The following is a 19,173-nucleotide window of genomic DNA, read 5'->3' on the forward strand; positions in this document are numbered from 1 at the left end:
AATTACCTGTTCATAACTGACCCAAACGGTATCGACCTTGAGAAGCATGCTAAGTAAACACTCCCCAAGAATAGGGTTCTCAGTGTTGACGAAGGACTGGAAGAGCACCAGCTCTCGTTTAAATACCTAGCCTGAGTTAGCACCGGTAAGTCGGCAACAGGATCGACACTTACCTGTGTGCGCCGACTTACCGTCGATATAGCCGTTAAAGCCCTTCCAGCTCCGCCATCAGGCTGCTCAGGCGATCGACCTTCTCCTCGCTGATTTCACTGCTCGCCAGGCCGTCGATGTACTGCGCCAGCTCCTCCACCGTGCTGCATTCGAACATCGCCCGCAGCGGCACGTTGCGTTGCAGGGTTTTCTGCACCCGCGAGGCGATCTGCGTGGCCAGCAGCGAATGCCCGCCCAGTTCGAAGAAGTTGTCCTGGACCCCGACCCGCTCGACCTTGAGCACCTCGGCCCAGATAGCAGCCAGGGTCTGCTCCAGTTCGCTGCGCGGTGCCAGGTAGTCCTGGCTGTGCAGCTGGCCGATCTCCAGGGCCGGCAGGGCCTTGCGGTCGAGCTTGCCGTTGGCGTTGAGCGGCAGGCGCTCCAGCCACAGCCAGTGCAGCGGCACCATGTATTCCGGCAGCTCGGCGCGCAGGCGTTGCTTGATGCGCTCCAGGCGTTCGTTCGGGTTCAGGGCCGAGTCGCTGGCTACCAAATACCCCACCAAATGCTTGCCGTTGACCCCTTCCTGCACGCCGACCGCCGCGTCGCGAACTTCCGGTTGTTCGTGCAGGCGGGCTTCGATTTCCCCCAGCTCGATGCGGTAGCCACGGATCTTCACTTGATGGTCGATGCGCCCAACGTACTCCAGCACGCCATCGGCGCGGCGCCGTGCCAGGTCGCCGGTGCGGTACAGGCGTTCGCCCGGGGCACAGAACGGATGCGGCACGAACACCTGCGCGGTGCGCAGCGGATCGCTGACATAACCACGGCCGACCCCGGTACCGGCGACGCACAGCTCGCCCACCGCGCCCAGTGGCACCAGCTCCAGCGCGCCATCCATCAGGTACAGGCGGTTGTTGTCGGTCGGCGTACCGATCGGCAGGTAGCTGCCACGGGTCGAAGCCATGTCGACGCGGTAGAAGGCCACGTCATCCGAACACTCGGCCGGACCGTAGGCGTTGACCAGGCCGATCTGCGGGTAACGCAGCAACCATTGGTGCGCCAGCTCCGGCGGCATCGCCTCGCCGGTCGGCAGCATCCAGCGCAGGCCATGGAGGTCGATCGACTCCTGGGCGAGCATGCCCTGGATCAGCGACGGCACGCTTTCCAGCACGCTGATGCCCTGCGCCTGCACATGGGCGAGCAAGCCTTGCGGATCATGGGCGATGGCGTTCGGCACGATGTCCACCCGCGCGCCGAACAGCGGCGCGGCGAGGAACTGCCAGACCGAAATGTCGAAGCTCTGCGACGCGGTCTGAGCGATCACATCGGCCTCGCTCAATTGCAGGTACGGCACCTTGCTCAGCTGGTTGTTGAGCATGCCGCGCTGCTCGACCATCACGCCCTTGGGCAGGCCGGTGGAACCCGAGGTGTAGATCACATAGGCCAGGTTGTCCGGGCCGCTGTAGATCCCCAGGTTGTCCTGCGAATGATCGGCCGCTTGCACCTCCTCCCACACCAGCAAACGTGGTCGGTTGGCGCAGGCGAATTCGTCGAGCAAGGCTTGCGCCTGTTCCTGGCAGGCCGCGGTGCATACCAGCAACGGCGTACGGCTCAGCTCGATGATCCGCCCCAGGCGCTGGCCCGGCAGGCCCGGGTCCAGCGGCAGGTAGCCGGTGCCGGCCTTGAAGCTGCCGATGATCATGCCCAGCAGGTCCAGGCTGCGCTCGGCCAGCAGGGCCACCGGCTGGTCCAGGCCCACGCCGTTGGCGATCAGGGCGTGGCCCAGGCGGTTACTGCGCTGGTTCAGTTCGGCATAGCTGTATTGCAAATCCTGGCAACTGGCAGCGATGCGTTGCGGATGGGCCGCCACCTGGGCCTCGAACAGTTCGACGTAGCTGCGCTGCAGCGGGTACTCATGCTCGCTCTGGTTGCAGCCGGCGAGCAGGAAGTCCTGCTCTGCTGCGCCCAGCAGCGGCAGCTCGGCCATGTCGCCATGGAAGCCCTGCACCAGCGCCAGCAGCAGGCGCTTGAACTCGCCGAGCATACGCTCGATGGTCGCTTGCTCGAAGTAGCGCTGGTCGTAGGACAGGTGCAGCCCCAGGTCATCCCCCGGGTAGCACACCGCGGTCAGCGGGAAGTTGGTGTGGGTGCGGCCGGAATCCGAGGTGGCGTTCAGGCTTTGCGCGCGGTCCAGCACCGAGACTTCCACCGGCGCGTTCTCGAACACGAACAGGCTGTCGAACAGCGGCTGGCCCTTGGGCAGTTCGCTGTTTTCCTGGATCGCCACCAGCGGCAGGTATTCGTACTCGCGCAGCTCCATGTTGCGTTCCAGCAGGCTGCTGAGCCATTGACGCACGCTCAGGCGCTGGCCGTCTTCCGGCAGCTTCACTCGCAGCGCGATGCTGTTGATGAACAGGCCGACGGTGTGCTGCATCTCGGGCATTTCCACCGGACGCCCGGCCACGGTGACGCCGAACAGCACGTCACGCTCGCCGCTCAGGCGCCGCAGGACCAGGGCCCAAGCCGCCTGGGCGAAGGTGTTGACGGTCAACTGATGCTGCTGCGCCAACTCACGCAATTGCGCGCCGTCGCGGGCGTCGAGACGGGTGTAGCAGTCACCGACGATCATGCCGCCGCTGTCGCCGGCGTGTTCGCGCAGGAACGGCCGGTCGCTCGGAATCGGCGTGGTGCGCTCGAAGCCTTGCAGGTTGTTTTTCCACCACTGGCGCGCCTCGGCCAGGCTCTGGCGTTGCAGCCAGCCGATGTAGTCGCGGTAGCGCGGCGGCACGCTCAACTGGGCTTCGCGACCTTCGCCCAAGGCGGTGTAGATCTCGAAGAAGTCGTTCATCAACAGCGAACGGCACCAAGCATCGATCAGGATGTGGTGGTTGCTCATCATGAACCAGTAGCGCGCGGCCCCCACGCGGATCAGCCGCAGGTGGAACGGTGCCTGGCTGAGCAGATCGAAACCGGCCTCGCGCTCGCTTTTCAGCAGCGCCTGCAGCTTCGGTTCCTGCTCGTCTTGCGCGACAGCGCTCCAGTCCAGGAACTCGATCGGCGTGCCGCCCGGCTTGTGGATAACCTGCAGCATGTCTTCGCCGACGTTCCAGCAGAAGGACGCGCGCAGGGCTTCGTGACGGGCCACCACCGCCTGCCAGGCCTGGGCGAAACGCACCGGGTCCAACTCGCTGTTGATGCGATAGCGGTCCTGCATGTAGTACAGGCCGGTGCCCGGCTCCAGCAGGGTGTGCAGCAGCATGCCCTCCTGCATCGGGGTCAGCGGGTAGACGTCCTCGATGGCGCTGGCCGGTACCGGCAGCGCGTCCAGTTGCGCCTGGGTCAGGCGTGCCAGGGGGAAGTCCGACGGCGTCAGGCCGCCGGCATCATCCTCCAGGCAATGGCCGATCAGGCCGTGCAGCTCGCCGAGGTAGGCCTGGGCCAGCGCGTCGATGGTCTGCGGGTCGAAACGCTCGCCGCTGAAGGTCCAGCGCAGCACCAGCTCGCCGGCGTAGACCTGGCTGTCGACGCTCAGCTCGTTGGGCAGCGGCGCCTCCGGCGAATGGGCGGCGCCCACCGGCTCGTCCAGCGGACGGAACAGCGCGTCGTTGGCAAAGCTCTGGTCGAACTGGCCCAGGTAGTTGAAGGTGATCGGCGCCTGCGGCAAGGCCGCCATGCGTTGCTGGATCGCCCCGTCGGCCAGGTAGCGCAGCACGCCATAACCCAGGCCTTTATGCGGCACGGCGCGCAGCTGCTCCTTGATCGCCTTGATCGAGGCGCCCTGCCCGGCCGCTGCTTCGACAGCCTGCGGGGTCAGGCGCAGCGGGTAAGCGCTGGTGAACCAGCCGACCGTGCGGGTCAGGTCGATCTCGTCGAACAGGGTTTCACGGCCATGGCCTTCAAGCTGGATCAGCGCTGACGCCTCGCCGGTCCAACGGCACAGCACACGGGCCAGAGCCGTCAGCAGCAGGTCGTTGACCTGGGTGCGGTAGGCGCTCGGAGCCTGTTGCAGCAGCTGCCGGGTGCGCTCGGTATCCAGTTTCACGCTGACGGTCTGCGCATGTTTGTTCTGCCGCCCGCCCTGGGCGTGCTGCACCGGCAGCGTCGCCGCCGGGCCAGCCAATTGGTCCTGCCACCAGCTCAACTCTTCGCGTAGCGACTCGCTGCCGGCATAGGCCTGCAGGCGTGACGCCCAATCGCGCAAGGCGCTGGTTTTCGCCGGCAGGCGCGGCGTCTGCTGAGCTTCAAGCTGACGGTAGAGGTTTTGCAGATCCTCCAGCAGCACCCGCCAGGACACGCCGTCGACCACCAGGTGGTGGATGGCGATAAACAGGCGTTGCTGCGCATCCGGACCGTCCACCAACAGCGCGCGCAACAGCGGTCCGTTGGCCAGGTCGAGGCTACGCTGCACCTCGGCGAACAGCGCCGGGCATTGCTCCATGGAAGCTACGCGCAGTTGCATCAGCAGTGGCGCCTCGGACAGCGGCTGGTGCTCGGCCCGCCATTGGCCGTCGACCTGGGTGAAGCGCAGGCGCAGGGCGTCATGCTGGGCCAGCACCGCGTGCAGCGCTTGCTCCAGCAACTGCCCATCGAGCACCTGGGTCGGCGCCAGCAGCAGGGCCTGGTTCCAGTGCTGACGCTCGGGAATCGCACTGTCGAAGAACCAGTGCTGGATCGGTGTCAGGTACGACTCGCCGCTGAGCAAGCCTTGCTCGGCGACGATCCGCTCGCTGCGGCTGGCCACCGCGGCCAGGGCCTGCACGGTCTGATGCTGGAACAGGTCCCGCGGGCTGAAATGAATGCCCAGCTGACGGGCGCGGCTGACCACCTGGATCGACAGGATCGAGTCGCCGCCCAGTTCGAAGAAGTTGTCGTGCAGGCCGACCTGCCGCAGGTTCAGCACGTCGCACCAGACCTGGGCCAGGGTCTGCTCCAGCTCGTTGCTCGGCGCCACGTACTGCTGGCGGTTGAGTTCCAGGTCCGGGGCCGGCAAGGCGCGGCGGTCGAGCTTGCCGTTGGCGGTCAGCGGCATGCTCGCCAGCAGGATCAGGTGGGTGGGCACCATATAATCCGGCAGGTGGATTTTCAGCTGGGCCTTGATCGCTTCGCGCAGGGCAACTTGCTGCTCGTCACTCTGTTCGGCGACATCGGTCACCAGATAGCCGGCCAGCTGTTTGCCACCCGGCATGTCCAGGGCCAGCACCACCGCTTCGCGCACGGCGGCATGTTCCAGCAGGCGGTTTTCGATTTCCCCCAGCTCGATACGGAAGCCGCGAATCTTCACCTGATGGTCGACCCGGCCGATGTATTCCACCTGGCCATCGGCGCACTGGCGCACCAGGTCGCCGGTGCGATACAGGCGCCCGCCAGTGGTGCTGAACGGGTCGGCGACGAAACGCTCGGCGCTCATGCCCGGACGCTGGTGGTAACCCTGGGCCAGGCCGGCCCCGCCAACATATAGCTCGCCGGTGGCGCCTTGCGGCAGCAGGGCCAGATCGGCGTCGAGAATGTAGGCCACGCGCTCACCGATCACGGTGCCGATCGGTACGCTGCCAGCACCCTCTTCCAGTTGTTCCGGCGCCAGGCTGGCCAGCGGCATGACCACGGTTTCGGTCGGGCCGTAGGCGTTGAAGAACAGGCTCGGCTTGAACGCCGCGCGGATGCGGCTCAGGTGTTCGCCGGTCAGCGCCTCGCCGCCGGTGATGCACATGCGCACCGGCAGGGTCTGGCCCTGGGTTGCCAGCCACTGCGCCAGCTGGCTGCCGTAGCTCGGGGTAAAGCCGAGGATGTTGATGCGGTGCTCACGGATCAGCTGGCAGATCTCTTGCGCATCCCACTGCCCTTGCGCCCGCAGCACCACCTGGGCGCCGCTGAGCAGCGGCACCAGCAGACGCTCGGTGGCGGCGTCGAAGTTGATGGAATAGAAGTGCAGCTCGCAGTCGTCCGCACGCATGCCGAAGCGCTTGATCACCGCGCGGCAATGCATGGCGATCTCGCCATGGGACACCACCACGCCCTTGGGCTTGCCGGTGGAGCCCGAGGTGTAGATCAGGTACGCCTGGTGCTGCGGCAGGCTGATAAAGGGCAGCTCGCTGGCCGGGTAGTTGGCCAGTTGCGCGCCGTCCTCTTCCAGGCACCAGCGCGCCACGCTGGCTGGCAACTCACCCAAAGCCTGGAACATCGCCGCGTCGCTGAGCAGCAGGCCGATACCACTGTCTTCAATCATGTAGTGCAGGCGGTCTAGCGGGTATTCCGGGTCCAGCGGCACGTAGGCGCCGCCGGCCTTGAGGATCGCCAGCAGGCCGATGACCATTTCCAGCGAGCGCTCCAGGGCCAGGCCGACCCGCACCTGCGGGCCGACACCACGCTCACGGAGCATCCAGGCCAGGCGGTTGGCGCGGCTGTCGAGCTCGGCATAGCTCAGGGTCTGCCCGGCGAATGTCAGGGCCGGCGCGTCCGGGCGCAGCAGCGCCTGTTCGCTGAACAGGTGGTGGATGCACTGGTCCAGGCGGTGTTCGCCGGGTTCGACGCCCAGGCTGTCCAGCAGTTGCTGTAGTTCGACGCGGTCCAGCAGCGGCAATTCGCTCAGGCGCTGCTCGGGGCTCTCTATCAAGGCCGCGATCAAGGCCTCCAGCAGGTTGCGCCAGTGCGCCGCCATGCGTGCGATGCGCGGTTCGTCGAACAGGTCGGTGCTGTAGGTCAGGCAGCAACCCAGGCGATGATCGAGGTCGGTGACTTCCAGGTTGAGGTCGAACTTGGTGGCCCGCGCATCGTTGGCCAGGTATTCCACGGTCATGCCGGCCAGGCTGCGGCTCTGCTGGAACTCCCAGCGCTGGACGTTGCACATCACCTGGAACAGCGGGTTGTAGGCGGCGCTGCGCGGCGGTTGCAAGGCCTCCACCAGATGGTCGAACGGCAGGTCCTGATGGGACTGGCCTTCGATCACGGTGTGCCGCACCTGCTCGAACAGATCAAAGACGCTCATCTGCCCGTCGAGCTGGCAACGCAGTACCTGGGTGTTGAGGAAGGCGCCGATCAGCCCTTCGCTTTCCGGACGGATGCGGTTGGCCACCGGCGCGCCGATGCGCAGGTCGGTCTGGCCGCTGTAGCGATAGAGCAGCACGGCCAGGGTCGCGGTCATGGTCATGAACAGGGTCAGGCCGTGTTCCGCGTTGAAGCGCCGCACCCGTGCCGCCAGCTCGTCGCTGAGGTCGAAGCGGTACAGCTCGCCCTGGTGGCTTTGCACCGGCGGCCGCGGACGGTCGCCCGGCAGTTCCAGCAGCGGGTGTTCGTTGCCCAGTTGCACAGTCCAGTAATCCAGCTGGCGCTGACGCTCGCCGGACTCCAGCCACTGGCGCTGCCAGACGCTGTAATCCAGGTACTGCACCGGCAGCGGTTCCAGCGGCGAGTCGCGGTCGTCGATAAAGGCTTCGTACAACGCGCTCAGCTCACGGGCGAAGATGTCCATCGCCCAGCCTTCGGTGACGATGTGGTGCAGGGTCAGCACGAAGTAGTGCTCATGCTCCGCCGCCTTGACCAGGCAGGCACGCAGCAGCGGACCGGTTTCCAGGTCGAACGGCCGGTGCGCCTCACTGTCGGCCAGCAGTTGCAGGCGTTGCTCGCGGGCCGTTGCATCCAGCATGGAAAAATCCTTCCAGGCCATGCGCACGCCGGTTTCCCCGTGCACCCGTTGTTGGGCCACGCCGTCGACGCTGGGGAAAGTGGTGCGCAGGGTTTCGTGACGCAGGATCAGCGCCTGCAGCGCCGCCTCGAAACGCCCGACATCCAGCACGCCCTTGAAACGCGCCATGCCGCCGACGTTGTAGGCCGGGCTGTCCGGCTCCATCTGCCAGAGGAACCACATGCGCTGCTGGGAATAAGACAACGGCACAGGCTGGCTGCGATCGACCTTGGCGATCGGCGGCTGCTGGTTGCGCTTGCCGGTTTCCTGGATCAGCCGCACCTGCTCGGCGAAGTCGCCCAGCTCGCTGGCTTCGAACAAGGCCCGCAGCGGCAACTCGACGTCGCAGGCCTGGCGGGTGCGGGAAATGATCTGCGTGGCCAGCAGCGAGTGGCCGCCCAGGGCAAAGAAATCATCGCGCAAGCCGATGCGCTGCTGCCCCAGCACCTCGCGCCAGATCGCCGCGATCTGCTGTTGCAACTCAGTGACGGGTTCGACGTGTTCACGCACCTGCCATTGCGGTTCCGGCAAGGCGCGGCGGTCGAGCTTGCCGCTCGGGCTCAGGGGCATGGCCGAAAGAAGCATCAGTTGCGCCGGCACCATGTACTCCGGCAGCTCACTGGCCAGGGCGGTTTTCAGGCGCTCGGTCTGCGCCTCCTCCTCTTCCCCATCCGCGCTGGCGGTGTAATAACCGATCAGCTGCGCACCGGCCGCGGTCTCGCGCACCAGCACCGCCGCCTGGGCCACGCCCTCCTGGGCCAGCAGGCGCGCTTCGATTTCCTGGGGTTCGACCCGAAAGCCGCGCAGCTTGACCTGCTGGTCGAGACGCCCGAGGTATTCCAGCGCGCCATCGGCCGCCCAACGCACCCGGTCGCCGGTGCGGTACAGGCGCGCGCCCTCGCTGCTCAGCGGATCAACGACAAAACGTTCGGCGCTCAGCCCCGGCCGCCCGAGGTAACCACGGGCCAGGCCGACCCCGGCAATGCACAACTCGCCCGGCACGCCGGTCGGTACCGGGTTGAGGTCGGCGTCCAGCACCCGGCAGATCACGTTGCCCAGCGGACGGCCGATAGGCGAACGCTGGCCATCGACACTGCGGCAATGCCAGTGGGTAACGTTGATCGCGGTTTCGGTCGGGCCGTAGCGGTTGTGCAGTTGAGCGTTCGGCAGTTGCTCCAGCACCCGGTCGCGCAATTCGGCCGGCAAGGCTTCGCCACCGGAGAACACCCGGCGCAGGCTGCTGCATCCGGCGCTCAGCGGCTCCTCGACGAACAGCTGCAACAGCGGTGGCACGAAGTGCAGCGTGGTCACGCCGTATTGCTGCACCAGCTGGGCGATGCGATGCGGGTCGCGGTGTTCGCCGGGCTCGGCCAGCAGCAGGCGGCAGCCGGTGATCAGCGGCCAGAAGCACTCCCACACCGACACGTCGAAGCTGATCGGTGCCTTTTGCATCAGCACATCGCTGGCGTCCAGGCGGTAGCTGTTCTGCATCCACTGCAAGCGTTCGCTCAGGGCCGCGTGGGTGTTGCCCACGCCCTTGGGCTGGCCGGTGGAGCCGGAGGTGTAGATCACATAGGCCAGGTTGTCGCCGTGCAGGTGCAGGCCCGGCGCATGGCTCGGCCAGCCGTCGAGCTTGAGGCTGTCCATGGCGATGGCACTCACGCCCTCGGCCTGGGGTAGGCGCTCAAGCAGGTGGGTCTGGGTCAGCAGCAGCTCGACGCCACTGTCGGCCAGCATGTAGGCCAGGCGCTCGGTCGGGTAGTCCGGGTCCAGCGGCACATAGGCGCCGCCGGCCTTGACGATCGCCAGCAGGCCGATCAACAGCTGCGGCGAACGCTCGGCGGCGATGGCCACGCAGACATCCGGGCCGACCCCCTTGTCGCGTAGGTAATGGGCCAGGCGGTTGGCCTGGGCATGCAGCTCGGCAAAGCTCAGCTCGCCGCCCTGCCACACCATTGCGGTGCGTTCCGGGGCCTGCTGCAGTTGTGCCTCGAGCAGCTCGGGCAGCCATTGGCTGGCCGCCGCGCACGGGGCTTCGCTCCACTGTTGCTGCTGCGCCTGCTCGCAGGGGTTGAGCAACGGCAGGTCGGCGATGGCGGTTTGCGGACGCGCGCAGGCTTCGCGCAGCAGGCTGACGAAATGCTCGGCCAGGCGCTCGACGGTCGCGGCCTCGAACAGTTCGCTGGCGTAGTCGAACGACAGGCTCAGGCGGCCGTTGCGGTCTTCTTCACTGTGCAGTTGCAGGTCGAACTTGGCCTCGCGGCTGTGCCACGGCAACTCCTCGGCCAGCAGCCCGGGCAGCCGGCGCAGGGCGCTGAGGTCGCGCTGCTGGTGGTTGAACATGACCTGGAACAGACCCTGTTCGCGGGCCTGGGGGAAGGCTTCGAGCAGTTGCTCGAACGGCAGGTCCTGATGGGCCTGGGCCTGCAGCGCGGCCTGGCGGGTCTGCGCCAACAGATCAACGAACGGCAGGCGCCCGTCCACCTCGGCGCGCAGCACCAGGGTGTTGATGAAGAAACCGATCAGGCCCTGGGTTTCCAGGCGCGGACGGTTGGCGTTGGGCACGCCGATGCGGATGTCGCGCTGGCCGCTGTAGCGATGCAGCAGGCTCTGGAACGCCGTGAGCAACAGCATGAACGGCGTCGATTCATGGGCCTGGGCGGTCTGGCGAATGGCTTCGCTCAAGCTCGCGCCCAGGCGCAGGCTGTGCCGCGCGGCGCTGTGTTGCCGTTGCGCCGAACGCGGGTGATCGGTGGCCAGGCTCAGGCTCGGGGGCTCGTCGCCCAACTGCTGTTTCCAGTAGGCCAGTTGCCGTTCGCCTTCGCCCTGGGCCAGCCACTGGCGCTGCCAGCTGCCGTAGTCGGCGTACTGCAACGGCAGCGGCGCCAGGCTCGCCGCCTGGCCTTGCACGGCGGCGGCATACAGGCACGAGAACTCGTCGATCAGCACATTCAGCGACCAGCCGTCGGCGATGATGTGGTGCAGGGTCACCAGCAGTTGGTGTTCCTCGTCGTCGAGGCGCACCAGGGTCACCCGGAGCAGCGGGCCTTGTTCCAGGTCGAACCGGGTACGGGCTTCATCCTCACGGATCTGTTGCGCCCGCGCCTCGCGCTCGGCCGCCGGCAGGTCGCTGAGGTCGATCACCTGCAGGTTGAATGCGCAGGCCGGCAGGACCTGTTGCAGCGCCTGGCCGTCGCGCTCGAAAAAGCGCGTGCGCAGGGATTCGTGGCGTTCGATCAGTTGCTGGAAACTGGCGCGCAGGGCGTCTTCGTCCAGCTCGCCACGCAGGCGCAGGCCACCGGGAATGTTGTAGGCGCTGCTGTGCGGGTCGAGCTGCCAGGTGATCCACAGGCGATTCTGCGCCAGGGATTGAGGCAGCGCCTCGGCGCGCGGCAAGGCGTTGATCGCGCCCTGGGCCAGGCCGCCATCCTGTTGCAACTGGGCGACCTGCGCGGCGAACGCGCCGAGGGTCGGCGCCTCGAACAGCAGGCGCAGGTTCAGCTCCAGGCCGAGTGCTTCACGCAGGCGCGCGACGACCTGGGTCGCGGCGATGGAGTTGCCGCCCAGCAGGAAGAAGTGATCGTCGCTCGCCACCTGTTCGACCTGCAGCTGCTCGCGCCAGATGCGGGCGATCAGCTCTTGCAGTTCGCGGGTCGCTTCGCCACTGGCCTCGCCGACCGCCGCCTGGCGATCCGGGAGCTTGTTATCGGAGAACTGGGCATAACAGTCGAGGCTGCCCTCGGCCAGGCGGTTGCGGCAGGCCGAACGTTGCAGCTTGCCGCTGGACGTCTTGGGCAAGGCGCCGGGATTGAGCAGGACCACCACGCTCGGCGCTTGCTGATAGGCCTCGGCCACGGTCTGGCGAATCAGCTTGATCAGCGCGTCCGGCGTGAGGATCTTCTGCACGCTGCGGCTGATTTCCGCGGCGATGCCGATGCCTTCCTGGCCCTGTTCGGTGACGGCGAACGCCGCGACCCGGCCCTTGCGCACCACCTCGACCTCACGCTCGATGGTCTGCTCGATGTCCTGTGGATAAAGGTTGTGCCCACGCACGATCAGCATGTCTTTCAAGCGGCCGGTAATGAACAGCTCGCCATCGCGCATGAAACCCAGATCGCCGGTGCGCAGCCAGGTCCGGCCGGCATGCTCGACGAAGGTCTTGGCCGTGGCCTCGGGGTTGCGCCAGTAACCATGGGCGATGCTCGGGCCGGCAGCCCAGACTTCACCGACCCGGTTCTCTTCCAACTCGGCCAGGGTATTGGGCTCGACGATCAGCACCGCATGCTCGGGCTGGCTGGTGCCGCAGCTCATCATGGCATTGCCGGTGCCCGGCTCGGCGCGGTTCTGCGCCAGGGCCTGCTCGTCCAGGCGCAGGGCCGGGATGCCCTGGCCACGGGTGCCGCCAGCGACAAACAGGGTGGCTTCGGCCAGGCCATAGGAGGCGAAGAAATGATTCGAGGTGAAACCGCAGGCGGCGAACTTCTCGGCGAAGCGCTCCAGGGTGTCCAGGCGGATCGGCTCGGACCCGGAATAGGCCACGCGCCAGCGGCTGAGGTCCAGGCGTTCCAGGGCCGACTCGCTGACTCGCTCGCTGCACAGGCGGTAGGCGAAGTCCGGGCCACCGCTGATGGTGCCGCCGTATTCGCTGATCGCCTCCAGCCAGCGCAACGGCCGGCCGAGGAAATACGCCGGCGACATCAATACGCAGGGCACGCCGCTGAAGATCGGTTGCAGCAGGCCGCCGATCAGGCCCATGTCGTGGTACAGCGGCAGCCAGCTGACGATCACGTCGTCGGGGTTGAGGTCGATACCGAAGCCGCGGCGGATCAGCAGCTCGTTGGCCACCAGGTTGCCGTGGCTGACTTGCACGCCCTTGGGCAAGGCGGTGGAACCCGAGGTGTATTGCAGAAAGGCGATGTCGTCGCCGCGCAGCTCGGTGGCCGTCCAGCCTTCGGCCAGGCTCGCCGCCAGGGTGTCCACGCAAAGCAGTTGCGGCGCGTCGGCACCTTGCAGTTCGTCCATCTGCGCCAGGGAGTCGCGCAGCCCGCTGCTGGTCAGCAGCAGCCGCGGCTCGGCGTCGGCGATGATCGAGATCAGCCGCTCCTGGTGATGGCGTCGGCTCGACTCCGGCGGATAGGCCGGCACCGCGATGACCCCGGCATACAGGCAGGCGAAAAACGCCGCGACATAGTCCGGGCCGCTGGGGAACAGCAGCACCGTGCGATCGCCCAGAGCGGCATTGGCCTGCAACGCCGCGGCGATGGTCCGGGCACGCAGATCCAGGTCGCGATAACTGAGGACCACGCTCTGATCCTGCTCTTCGGCAAGGAAGCGCAAGGCCACTTGATCGGGGGTCTGAGCCGCCCGGCGTTGAAGGGCTTGAGCCAGAGTGCTGGGGAGTTCGAACGCGTCCATCATGGGGTTTCCTGCGCGGATTGTGCTTGCACGTAGAGCCGCGGAAAAACGCCGCGACCGTTACATAAACCTTTGAAAAATAAAGGCCCCTGCCCTCGGAATGGGACATCTGGAGAGCGCTGTGGCGGGATTTTTCACCCGGAACCTTTCTCCAATGAGAACGGATGGCGTCTTGAAATAATTAGTCCGCACTCTGCCTTCGAACCCCTTCACAAAGTGCGACAACGAGCCGCAGTTCTCACTCTGCACCAAAGATGCTCATTAATTCTCTTTCTCAATTGACAATCATTATCATTCAACATAATTTGTCGCTCGATGTGTAAGACGAATCTGAAATTTCTGTCGTCCTACTAACCCTTTTGCAGCAAGGTGATTTCCATGACGGAACAAGTATCCACAAGCAGGTGCGATTCACCGCTACTCCAGGCCTTTGTCGACAACCGCCTGATCCTGGTCAAGATCGCGGCGCGTATTACCGGCTGTCGCTCCCGTGCCGAAGACGTGGTGCAAGACGCGTTCTTCCGGCTGCAATCGGCGCCGCAGATCACCTCATCGTTCAAGGCGCAGTTGAGCTATCTGTTCCAGATCGTGCGCAACCTGGCGATCGACCACTATCGCAAGCAGGCGCTGGAGCAGAAGTATTCGGGCACTGAAGAAGAGGGTCTGAATGTGGTCGTGCAGGGAGCGTCACCGGAAACCTCACACATCAATTTCTCGACCCTGGAACACATTGCCGACGCGCTGACGGAGCTGCCCAGCCGCACCCGCTATGCGTTCGAGATGTATCGCCTGCATGGCGTGCCGCAAAAGGACATCGCCAAGGAACTCGGGGTCTCGCCGACGCTGGTGAATTTCATGATTCGCGATGCGCTGGTGCATTGCCGCAAAGTCTCGGGCAACCGCGCCGATACCTACGCCCGCCACTGATCCGCGCCGCACGCTACTCCCGCACCTGATCGCGATAGCCACCGTCAGCCACGGCGCTACCGCGAACAGGAACGCTCCCGCCAGATCTTCTCGACCACCCGATGCCGTCCGACACCCCGCCCCTGCGCCAGAATCAGCAAGGCGGCGCGCTTGTGGGAAAAATCGAAGGCTCTTCCACAATGCAGGCAACGCTCCTGCTGCTCGAGCCTCTGGCCCGCGTCCTCGGCCAGCCATTCGCTCGGCCCGTGGTCGAGGCATAACGAATGCACCAGGGTCGATAACCAGCCGGCCATCCACTTGTCACGCCACCCTTCTTGCCCACGCAAGGCTTGCAGCACCTCGCTGCCCGCCGGTGGCAGTGGCGTGCCAGGCCCGCAGCTGGCACCGCTCGTTTCAATACCGGCCAGGCGCAGCGGTTGCAGGCCAGCGGGATCGGCGGCGCAACGGCAGGTATCGGCAACGGCCACAGCGGACAGCGTATCGAGAGAGGACATGGCACGGACTCAGCGTCATCAGTGTTCAACCAAATGACGTGAGCCGCACAGGGAAATTTAGGCAAGCCGCCCTGCGGGCAGCTTCATTTGGCCGGTGGCATGACCACGATGCGGTAGGGATCGAAGATCTTCAGCAATTCACCGCTGTCGCGCAGGCGCCCCAGCAACTTGGCGAAGTTTTCGCCGCTGATCGGCGCCATGGGGCGAATCAGCGCGTAGTGGTGGTAGACCTGATCGATCCGATCGGAGGCGAACAATTGCTGCGCCGTGTCGGTATTGTGCGAAAGAAAATCACTGAGGTAGGAACGGGTTACCAGCGCAATGTCGGCACGACCGCGCAGCACCATCAGCAGGTTGCTGTCGTGGGAATAGGTCAGGGTCGCGTTGTAGGTGTCGGCCAGGTACTTGGGGTCGGCATTGAAGTTGGCGAACGCGTAGTGGTAACCGCTGAACAGGGCCAGGCGCTTGCCCTTGAGGTCGGCGAAATACTCCTGGCCGCGGCCGGGCTCGCGCTGGGCGGTGAAGATTTCGGCATCTTCCAGGCCCATGTCGACGCTGGTGTGGGGAATGTTCTGCCAGCCCCAGGCCGGGTTCTCGAAAATCGCCATGTCGACGCGGCCTTGCTCGAAATCGCGAAAACGCCGGGGAATCGAGGTCGGCACCAGTACGAATTGGTAGTCGCTCTGCAGCGCGTTCAAGGCGTCCACCAGTTGCGGCAGCAGCCCGGTGTCGGCGCCCTGCTCGGGACGCACGGTATAAGGGGGAAAATGCGCCGCTCCCACGCGTACCAACTGCGCAGCGCAGGCCGGAAAAACCGTCAGGGTGGCCAGCCCCCACACCAGCACTCGCAAAGCCGTCCGCATTGGCGAAGACATCAAGGCAACTCACCTCAAGAAAAGAAACAGGGCAATGCCATTAAAACTAGGCGGTTTCCCTGGCTTCGACAACTTTCCACTGAATAATTAATTACTTGCAGGGGGCCTACGGCTCCTTGAGCACCAGGGTCAGCGCTTCCTCGGCCAGTTGCTCGAGGGTCATGCTGCCCTCGGCGCGAAACCAGGTGGTGGTCCAGGACAGCGCCCCGGTGAGAAAACGCCGGGTAATGAACACATCGCCCTTGATAAAGCCGGCCTCCTTGGCCTCGCCCAGCACCTGCAGCCAGATACGCTCATAAATGTCGCGCAGCGCCAGGACGTCGGCCTGGCCCTGGGCCGACAACGAGCGCCATTCGTAGACCAGCACCGCCATAGCCTCGCCGCTGCCGCCCATGATCGATTGCAGCTCGCAGCGGATCAGCGCCAGCACCCGTTCGCGCACGCTGCCGGCCTCGGCCAGTTCGGCGCGCATCAGGGCGGTGTTGTAGTGGATGGTTTCCTCCATCACCGCGCGCAGGATGTCGTCCTTGCTCTTGAAGTGATGAAAGATGCTGCCGGACTGGATGCCCACCGCGCCGGCCAGGTCGCGCACCGTGGTGCGCTCGTAGCCTTTGTTGCGAAACAGGTGAGCCGCGGTTTGCAGCAGCTTGCCGCGGGCGCTGTCCGGATCGGTCAGTTGCCCGTTGGCGACCAGCTGGCGCATCACCAGCAAGGCTTTTTGCTCGTCCACGGCCTCTCTCCTACATTCGCTCGATCGTTATGCGGCGCAGCCCCCTGAAACAGGGAGCTTGCGCGCGCAATTTAAGCCCGCGGGGACGACCAAGCAAGCGCTTGGGAATAAGATATTTCCGACGTTTACAAACCAAGCGCTTGCTTGGTAGTCTCGATCCAGTTCTGTCATCGCGTCTTTTTATCGAGTCTTTTATCGAGAGCCCCAGCCATGACCAAGACCCTTCGCATCGGTTGTGCCAGCGCCTTCTGGGGCGACACCTCGAGCGCCGCCGCGCAACTGGTGGAGGGCGGCCGCCTGGATTACCTGGTGTTCGACTACCTGGCCGAGATCACTCTGTCGATCATGGCCGGCGCGCGAATGAAGGACCCTACTGCCGGCTACGCCACGGATTTCGTCGAGGTCTTGAGCCCGCTGCTGGGCGAGATCGCCCGGCAGGAGATCCGGGTCATCAGCAACGCCGGCGGGATCAACCCGCAGGCCTGCGCCGCGGCCCTGCAAGCGGCCTGCAACCAGGCCGGCGTGGCCCTGAAAATCGCCGTGCTGCTGGGCGACGACCTGCAACCCCGCTTCAAGCAACTGAGCGGCAGCGGCATTCATGAAATGTTCAGCGGCGCCCCCTTGCCACCGATGTGCGTGTCCACCAATGCCTACCTCGGCGCCCCCGGGATAGTCGAAGCCCTGAAACTGGGTGCCGACATCGTCATCACCGGTCGCGGGGTCGACAGCGCGGTGGTCAGCGCCGCGCTGGTGCATGAATTCGGCTGGTCCTGGCACGACTACGACAAACTGGCCCAGGCCGCCCTCGCCGGGCACATCATCGAATGCGGCGCGCAGTGCACCGGCGGCAACTTCACCGACTGGCGCGACGTGCCGGACTACGAACACATCGGCTTTCCCATAGTCGAGGTCAGCGCCGACGGCCAGTTCGTGGTGAGCAAGCCCGAAGGTTCCGGTGGGCTGGTCACGCCGCTGACCGTCGGCGAACAACTGCTCTATGAGATCGGCGACCCACGGGCCTATCTGCTGCCCGATGTGGTCTGCGACTTCACCCAGGTCAAGCTGCGCCAACAGGGCAAGAATGCGGTCAGCGTGCACGGCGCCAAGGGCCTGCCGCCGACCGGCCAGTACAAGGTCAGCGCCACTTACCCGGACGGTTTCCGCTGCACCGCCAGTTGCCTGATCGCCGGCATCGACGCGGTGGCCAAGGCACGTCGGGTCAGCCAGGCGATCATCGACAAGACCACGCAAATGTTCGGCCAGCGCGGCTGGGCGCCCTACAGCGAAGTCAATATCGAACTGCTCGGCAGCGAAGCCACCTATGGCCCCCACGGTCAGCGCCAGGACAGCCGCGAAGTGGTGATCAAGCTCGCCGTGCGCCATCCGGACAAACGCGCGCTGGTGCTGTTTTCCCGGGAGATCGCCCAGGCCGCCACCGGCATGGCCCCGGGCCTGACCGGCATCGTCGGAGGCCGGCCCACGGTCTATCCGCTGATCCGCCTGTTCTCGTTCCTGATCGACAAGAGCGCCTGCACTCTGGAAGTCGAGATGGCCGGCCAGCACCACCGGGTCGAGCTGCCCGAACTCGACAGCCTCGACGCCAGCGCCCTGCCCGCGCCCCACGCCGTGGCCAGCCCCGTGGGCCGCGCCGACGCCAGTGTGGCGCTGGTCAAGCTGGCGGTGGCACGCTCCGGCGACAAGGGCAACCACAGCAATATCGGGGTCATGGCGCGCGCCCCCGAATACCTGCCGTGGATCGCCGAGGCCCTGACACCCGCCGTCGTGGTGGACTGGATGAGCCATGTGCTGGACCCGGTGCATGGCCGGGTCCAGCGCTGGTACCTGCCGGGCACCCACAGCCTGAATTTCCTGCTGGAGAACGCCCTCGGTGGCGGCGGTGTCGCCAGCCTGCGCATCGACCCGCAAGGCAAGGCCTTCGCCCAGCAGTTGCTGGAAATCCAGATCCCGGTGCCGCAGAGCATCGCCGACGCCATCAACTGAAGGAGGCTTTTCGTGGGCTACGACTCGATTTTCAAACCCGACCTGTTCGCCGGCCACACCATAGTCGTCACCGGCGGCGGCAGCGGCATCGGGCGCTGCACCGCCCATGAATTGGCGGCCCTTGGCGCCCGGGTGCTGCTGGTGGGGCGCAAGGCGGACAAGCTGCACAAGGTGGCCGCGGAGATCGCCGAAGACGGCGGCCAGGCCAGCGGGCATGCCTGCGATATCCGCGACGAGGAAGCGGTCAAGGCCCTGGTCAGCGAACTGATCCGTGACCACGGGCCGCTGCATGGACTGGTCAACAACGCTGGCGGGCAGTACCCCTCGCCCCTGGCCTCGATCAATCAGAAAGGGTTTGAAACCGTGCTGCGCACCAACCTGGTGGGCGGTTTTCTCATGGCCCGGGAAGTTTTCAACCAGTCCATGAGCAAGCACGGCGGCAGCATCGTCAACATGCTCGCCGACATGTGGGGCGGCATGCCCGGCATGGGCCATTCCGGCGCCGCCCGTTCGGGGATGGACAATTTCACCAAGACCGCCGCGTTCGAATGGGGCCATGCCGGGGTGCGGGTCAACGCCGTGGCGCCGGGCTGGATCGCCTCCAGCGGCATGGACACCTACGAAGGCGCGTTCAAGGCGGTGATCCCGACCCTGCGTGAACACGTACCGCTCAAGCGCATCGGCACCGAGTCGGAAGTCAGCGCCGCCATCGTCTTCCTGCTCAGCCCGGCGGCGGCCTTCATCAGCGGCAGCACCTTGCGCATCGACGGCGCCGCCAGCCTCGGCAGCCGTGCCTGGCCGCTGCACAAGGCGTCCCACAGCGAGTCCTACAACGGCTTCCACCGCGCCTACCTGCCGGATGTGCTGAAGGACGAGCCACTCAAGGACGGGAAATAAGCC

At 65.7% G+C, this 19,173-nt stretch carries 7 protein-coding genes; 3 read left to right on the plus strand and 4 right to left on the minus strand.

Features of this window, described 5'->3' with window-relative positions; all coding sequences use genetic code 11:
• Nucleotides 1-205: 205 nt before the first annotated feature.
• Nucleotides 206-13,249: a non-ribosomal peptide synthetase gene (locus tag C4K27_RS21625; RefSeq protein WP_053262126.1), complete on the minus strand. Its 13,044-nt coding sequence runs from the start codon at nucleotides 13,247-13,249 to the stop codon at nucleotides 206-208.
• Between the two features lie 375 nt (nucleotides 13,250-13,624).
• Between C4K27_RS21625 and C4K27_RS21630 the strand changes: the two genes are divergently transcribed.
• Entirely contained in the window at nucleotides 13,625-14,173 is a 549-nt protein-coding gene (locus C4K27_RS21630; RefSeq protein ID WP_007922891.1) for an RNA polymerase factor sigma-70, read from the plus strand.
• Between the two features lie 56 nt (nucleotides 14,174-14,229).
• Here the strand turns inward: C4K27_RS21630 and C4K27_RS21635 are convergent, their stop codons facing one another.
• The 3 genes from C4K27_RS21635 to C4K27_RS21645 all read right to left on the minus strand — a co-directional run bounded on the left by C4K27_RS21635 (nucleotide 14,230) and on the right by C4K27_RS21645 (nucleotide 16,272).
• Complete coding sequence (locus tag C4K27_RS21635; RefSeq protein WP_053262127.1) at nucleotides 14,230-14,667, minus strand: hypothetical protein; 438 nt, start codon at nucleotides 14,665-14,667, stop codon at nucleotides 14,230-14,232.
• An 83-nt stretch (nucleotides 14,668-14,750) separates the two neighbouring features.
• A complete protein-coding gene (locus tag C4K27_RS21640) occupies nucleotides 14,751-15,542 on the minus strand; it encodes a substrate-binding periplasmic protein (RefSeq protein ID WP_053262128.1) in 792 nt (263 codons plus the stop codon).
• Between the two features lie 106 nt (nucleotides 15,543-15,648).
• Nucleotides 15,649-16,272 carry a TetR/AcrR family transcriptional regulator gene (locus C4K27_RS21645; protein ID WP_009044910.1) on the minus strand — a complete coding sequence of 208 codons (624 nt, stop codon included), beginning with the start codon at nucleotides 16,270-16,272 and terminating at the stop codon, nucleotides 15,649-15,651.
• A gap of 210 nt (nucleotides 16,273-16,482) precedes the next feature.
• On the opposite strand from C4K27_RS21645, the gene C4K27_RS21650 reads away from it, so the two are divergent.
• Both C4K27_RS21650 and C4K27_RS21655 read left to right on the plus strand, forming a co-directional pair.
• On the plus strand, nucleotides 16,483-18,273 hold the full coding sequence (locus C4K27_RS21650) for an acyclic terpene utilization AtuA family protein (RefSeq protein WP_053262129.1): 1,791 nt from the start codon (nucleotides 16,483-16,485) through the stop codon (nucleotides 18,271-18,273).
• 12 nt (nucleotides 18,274-18,285) lie between these two features.
• Nucleotides 18,286-19,170 carry an SDR family oxidoreductase gene (locus C4K27_RS21655; RefSeq protein WP_053262130.1) on the plus strand — a complete coding sequence of 295 codons (885 nt, stop codon included), beginning with the start codon at nucleotides 18,286-18,288 and terminating at the stop codon, nucleotides 19,168-19,170.
• Nucleotides 19,171-19,173 lie beyond the last annotated feature (3 nt).

Source organism: Pseudomonas chlororaphis subsp. chlororaphis (assembly GCF_003945765.1).
In the GTDB taxonomy this organism is placed as follows: domain Bacteria; phylum Pseudomonadota; class Gammaproteobacteria; order Pseudomonadales; family Pseudomonadaceae; genus Aquipseudomonas; species Aquipseudomonas chlororaphis.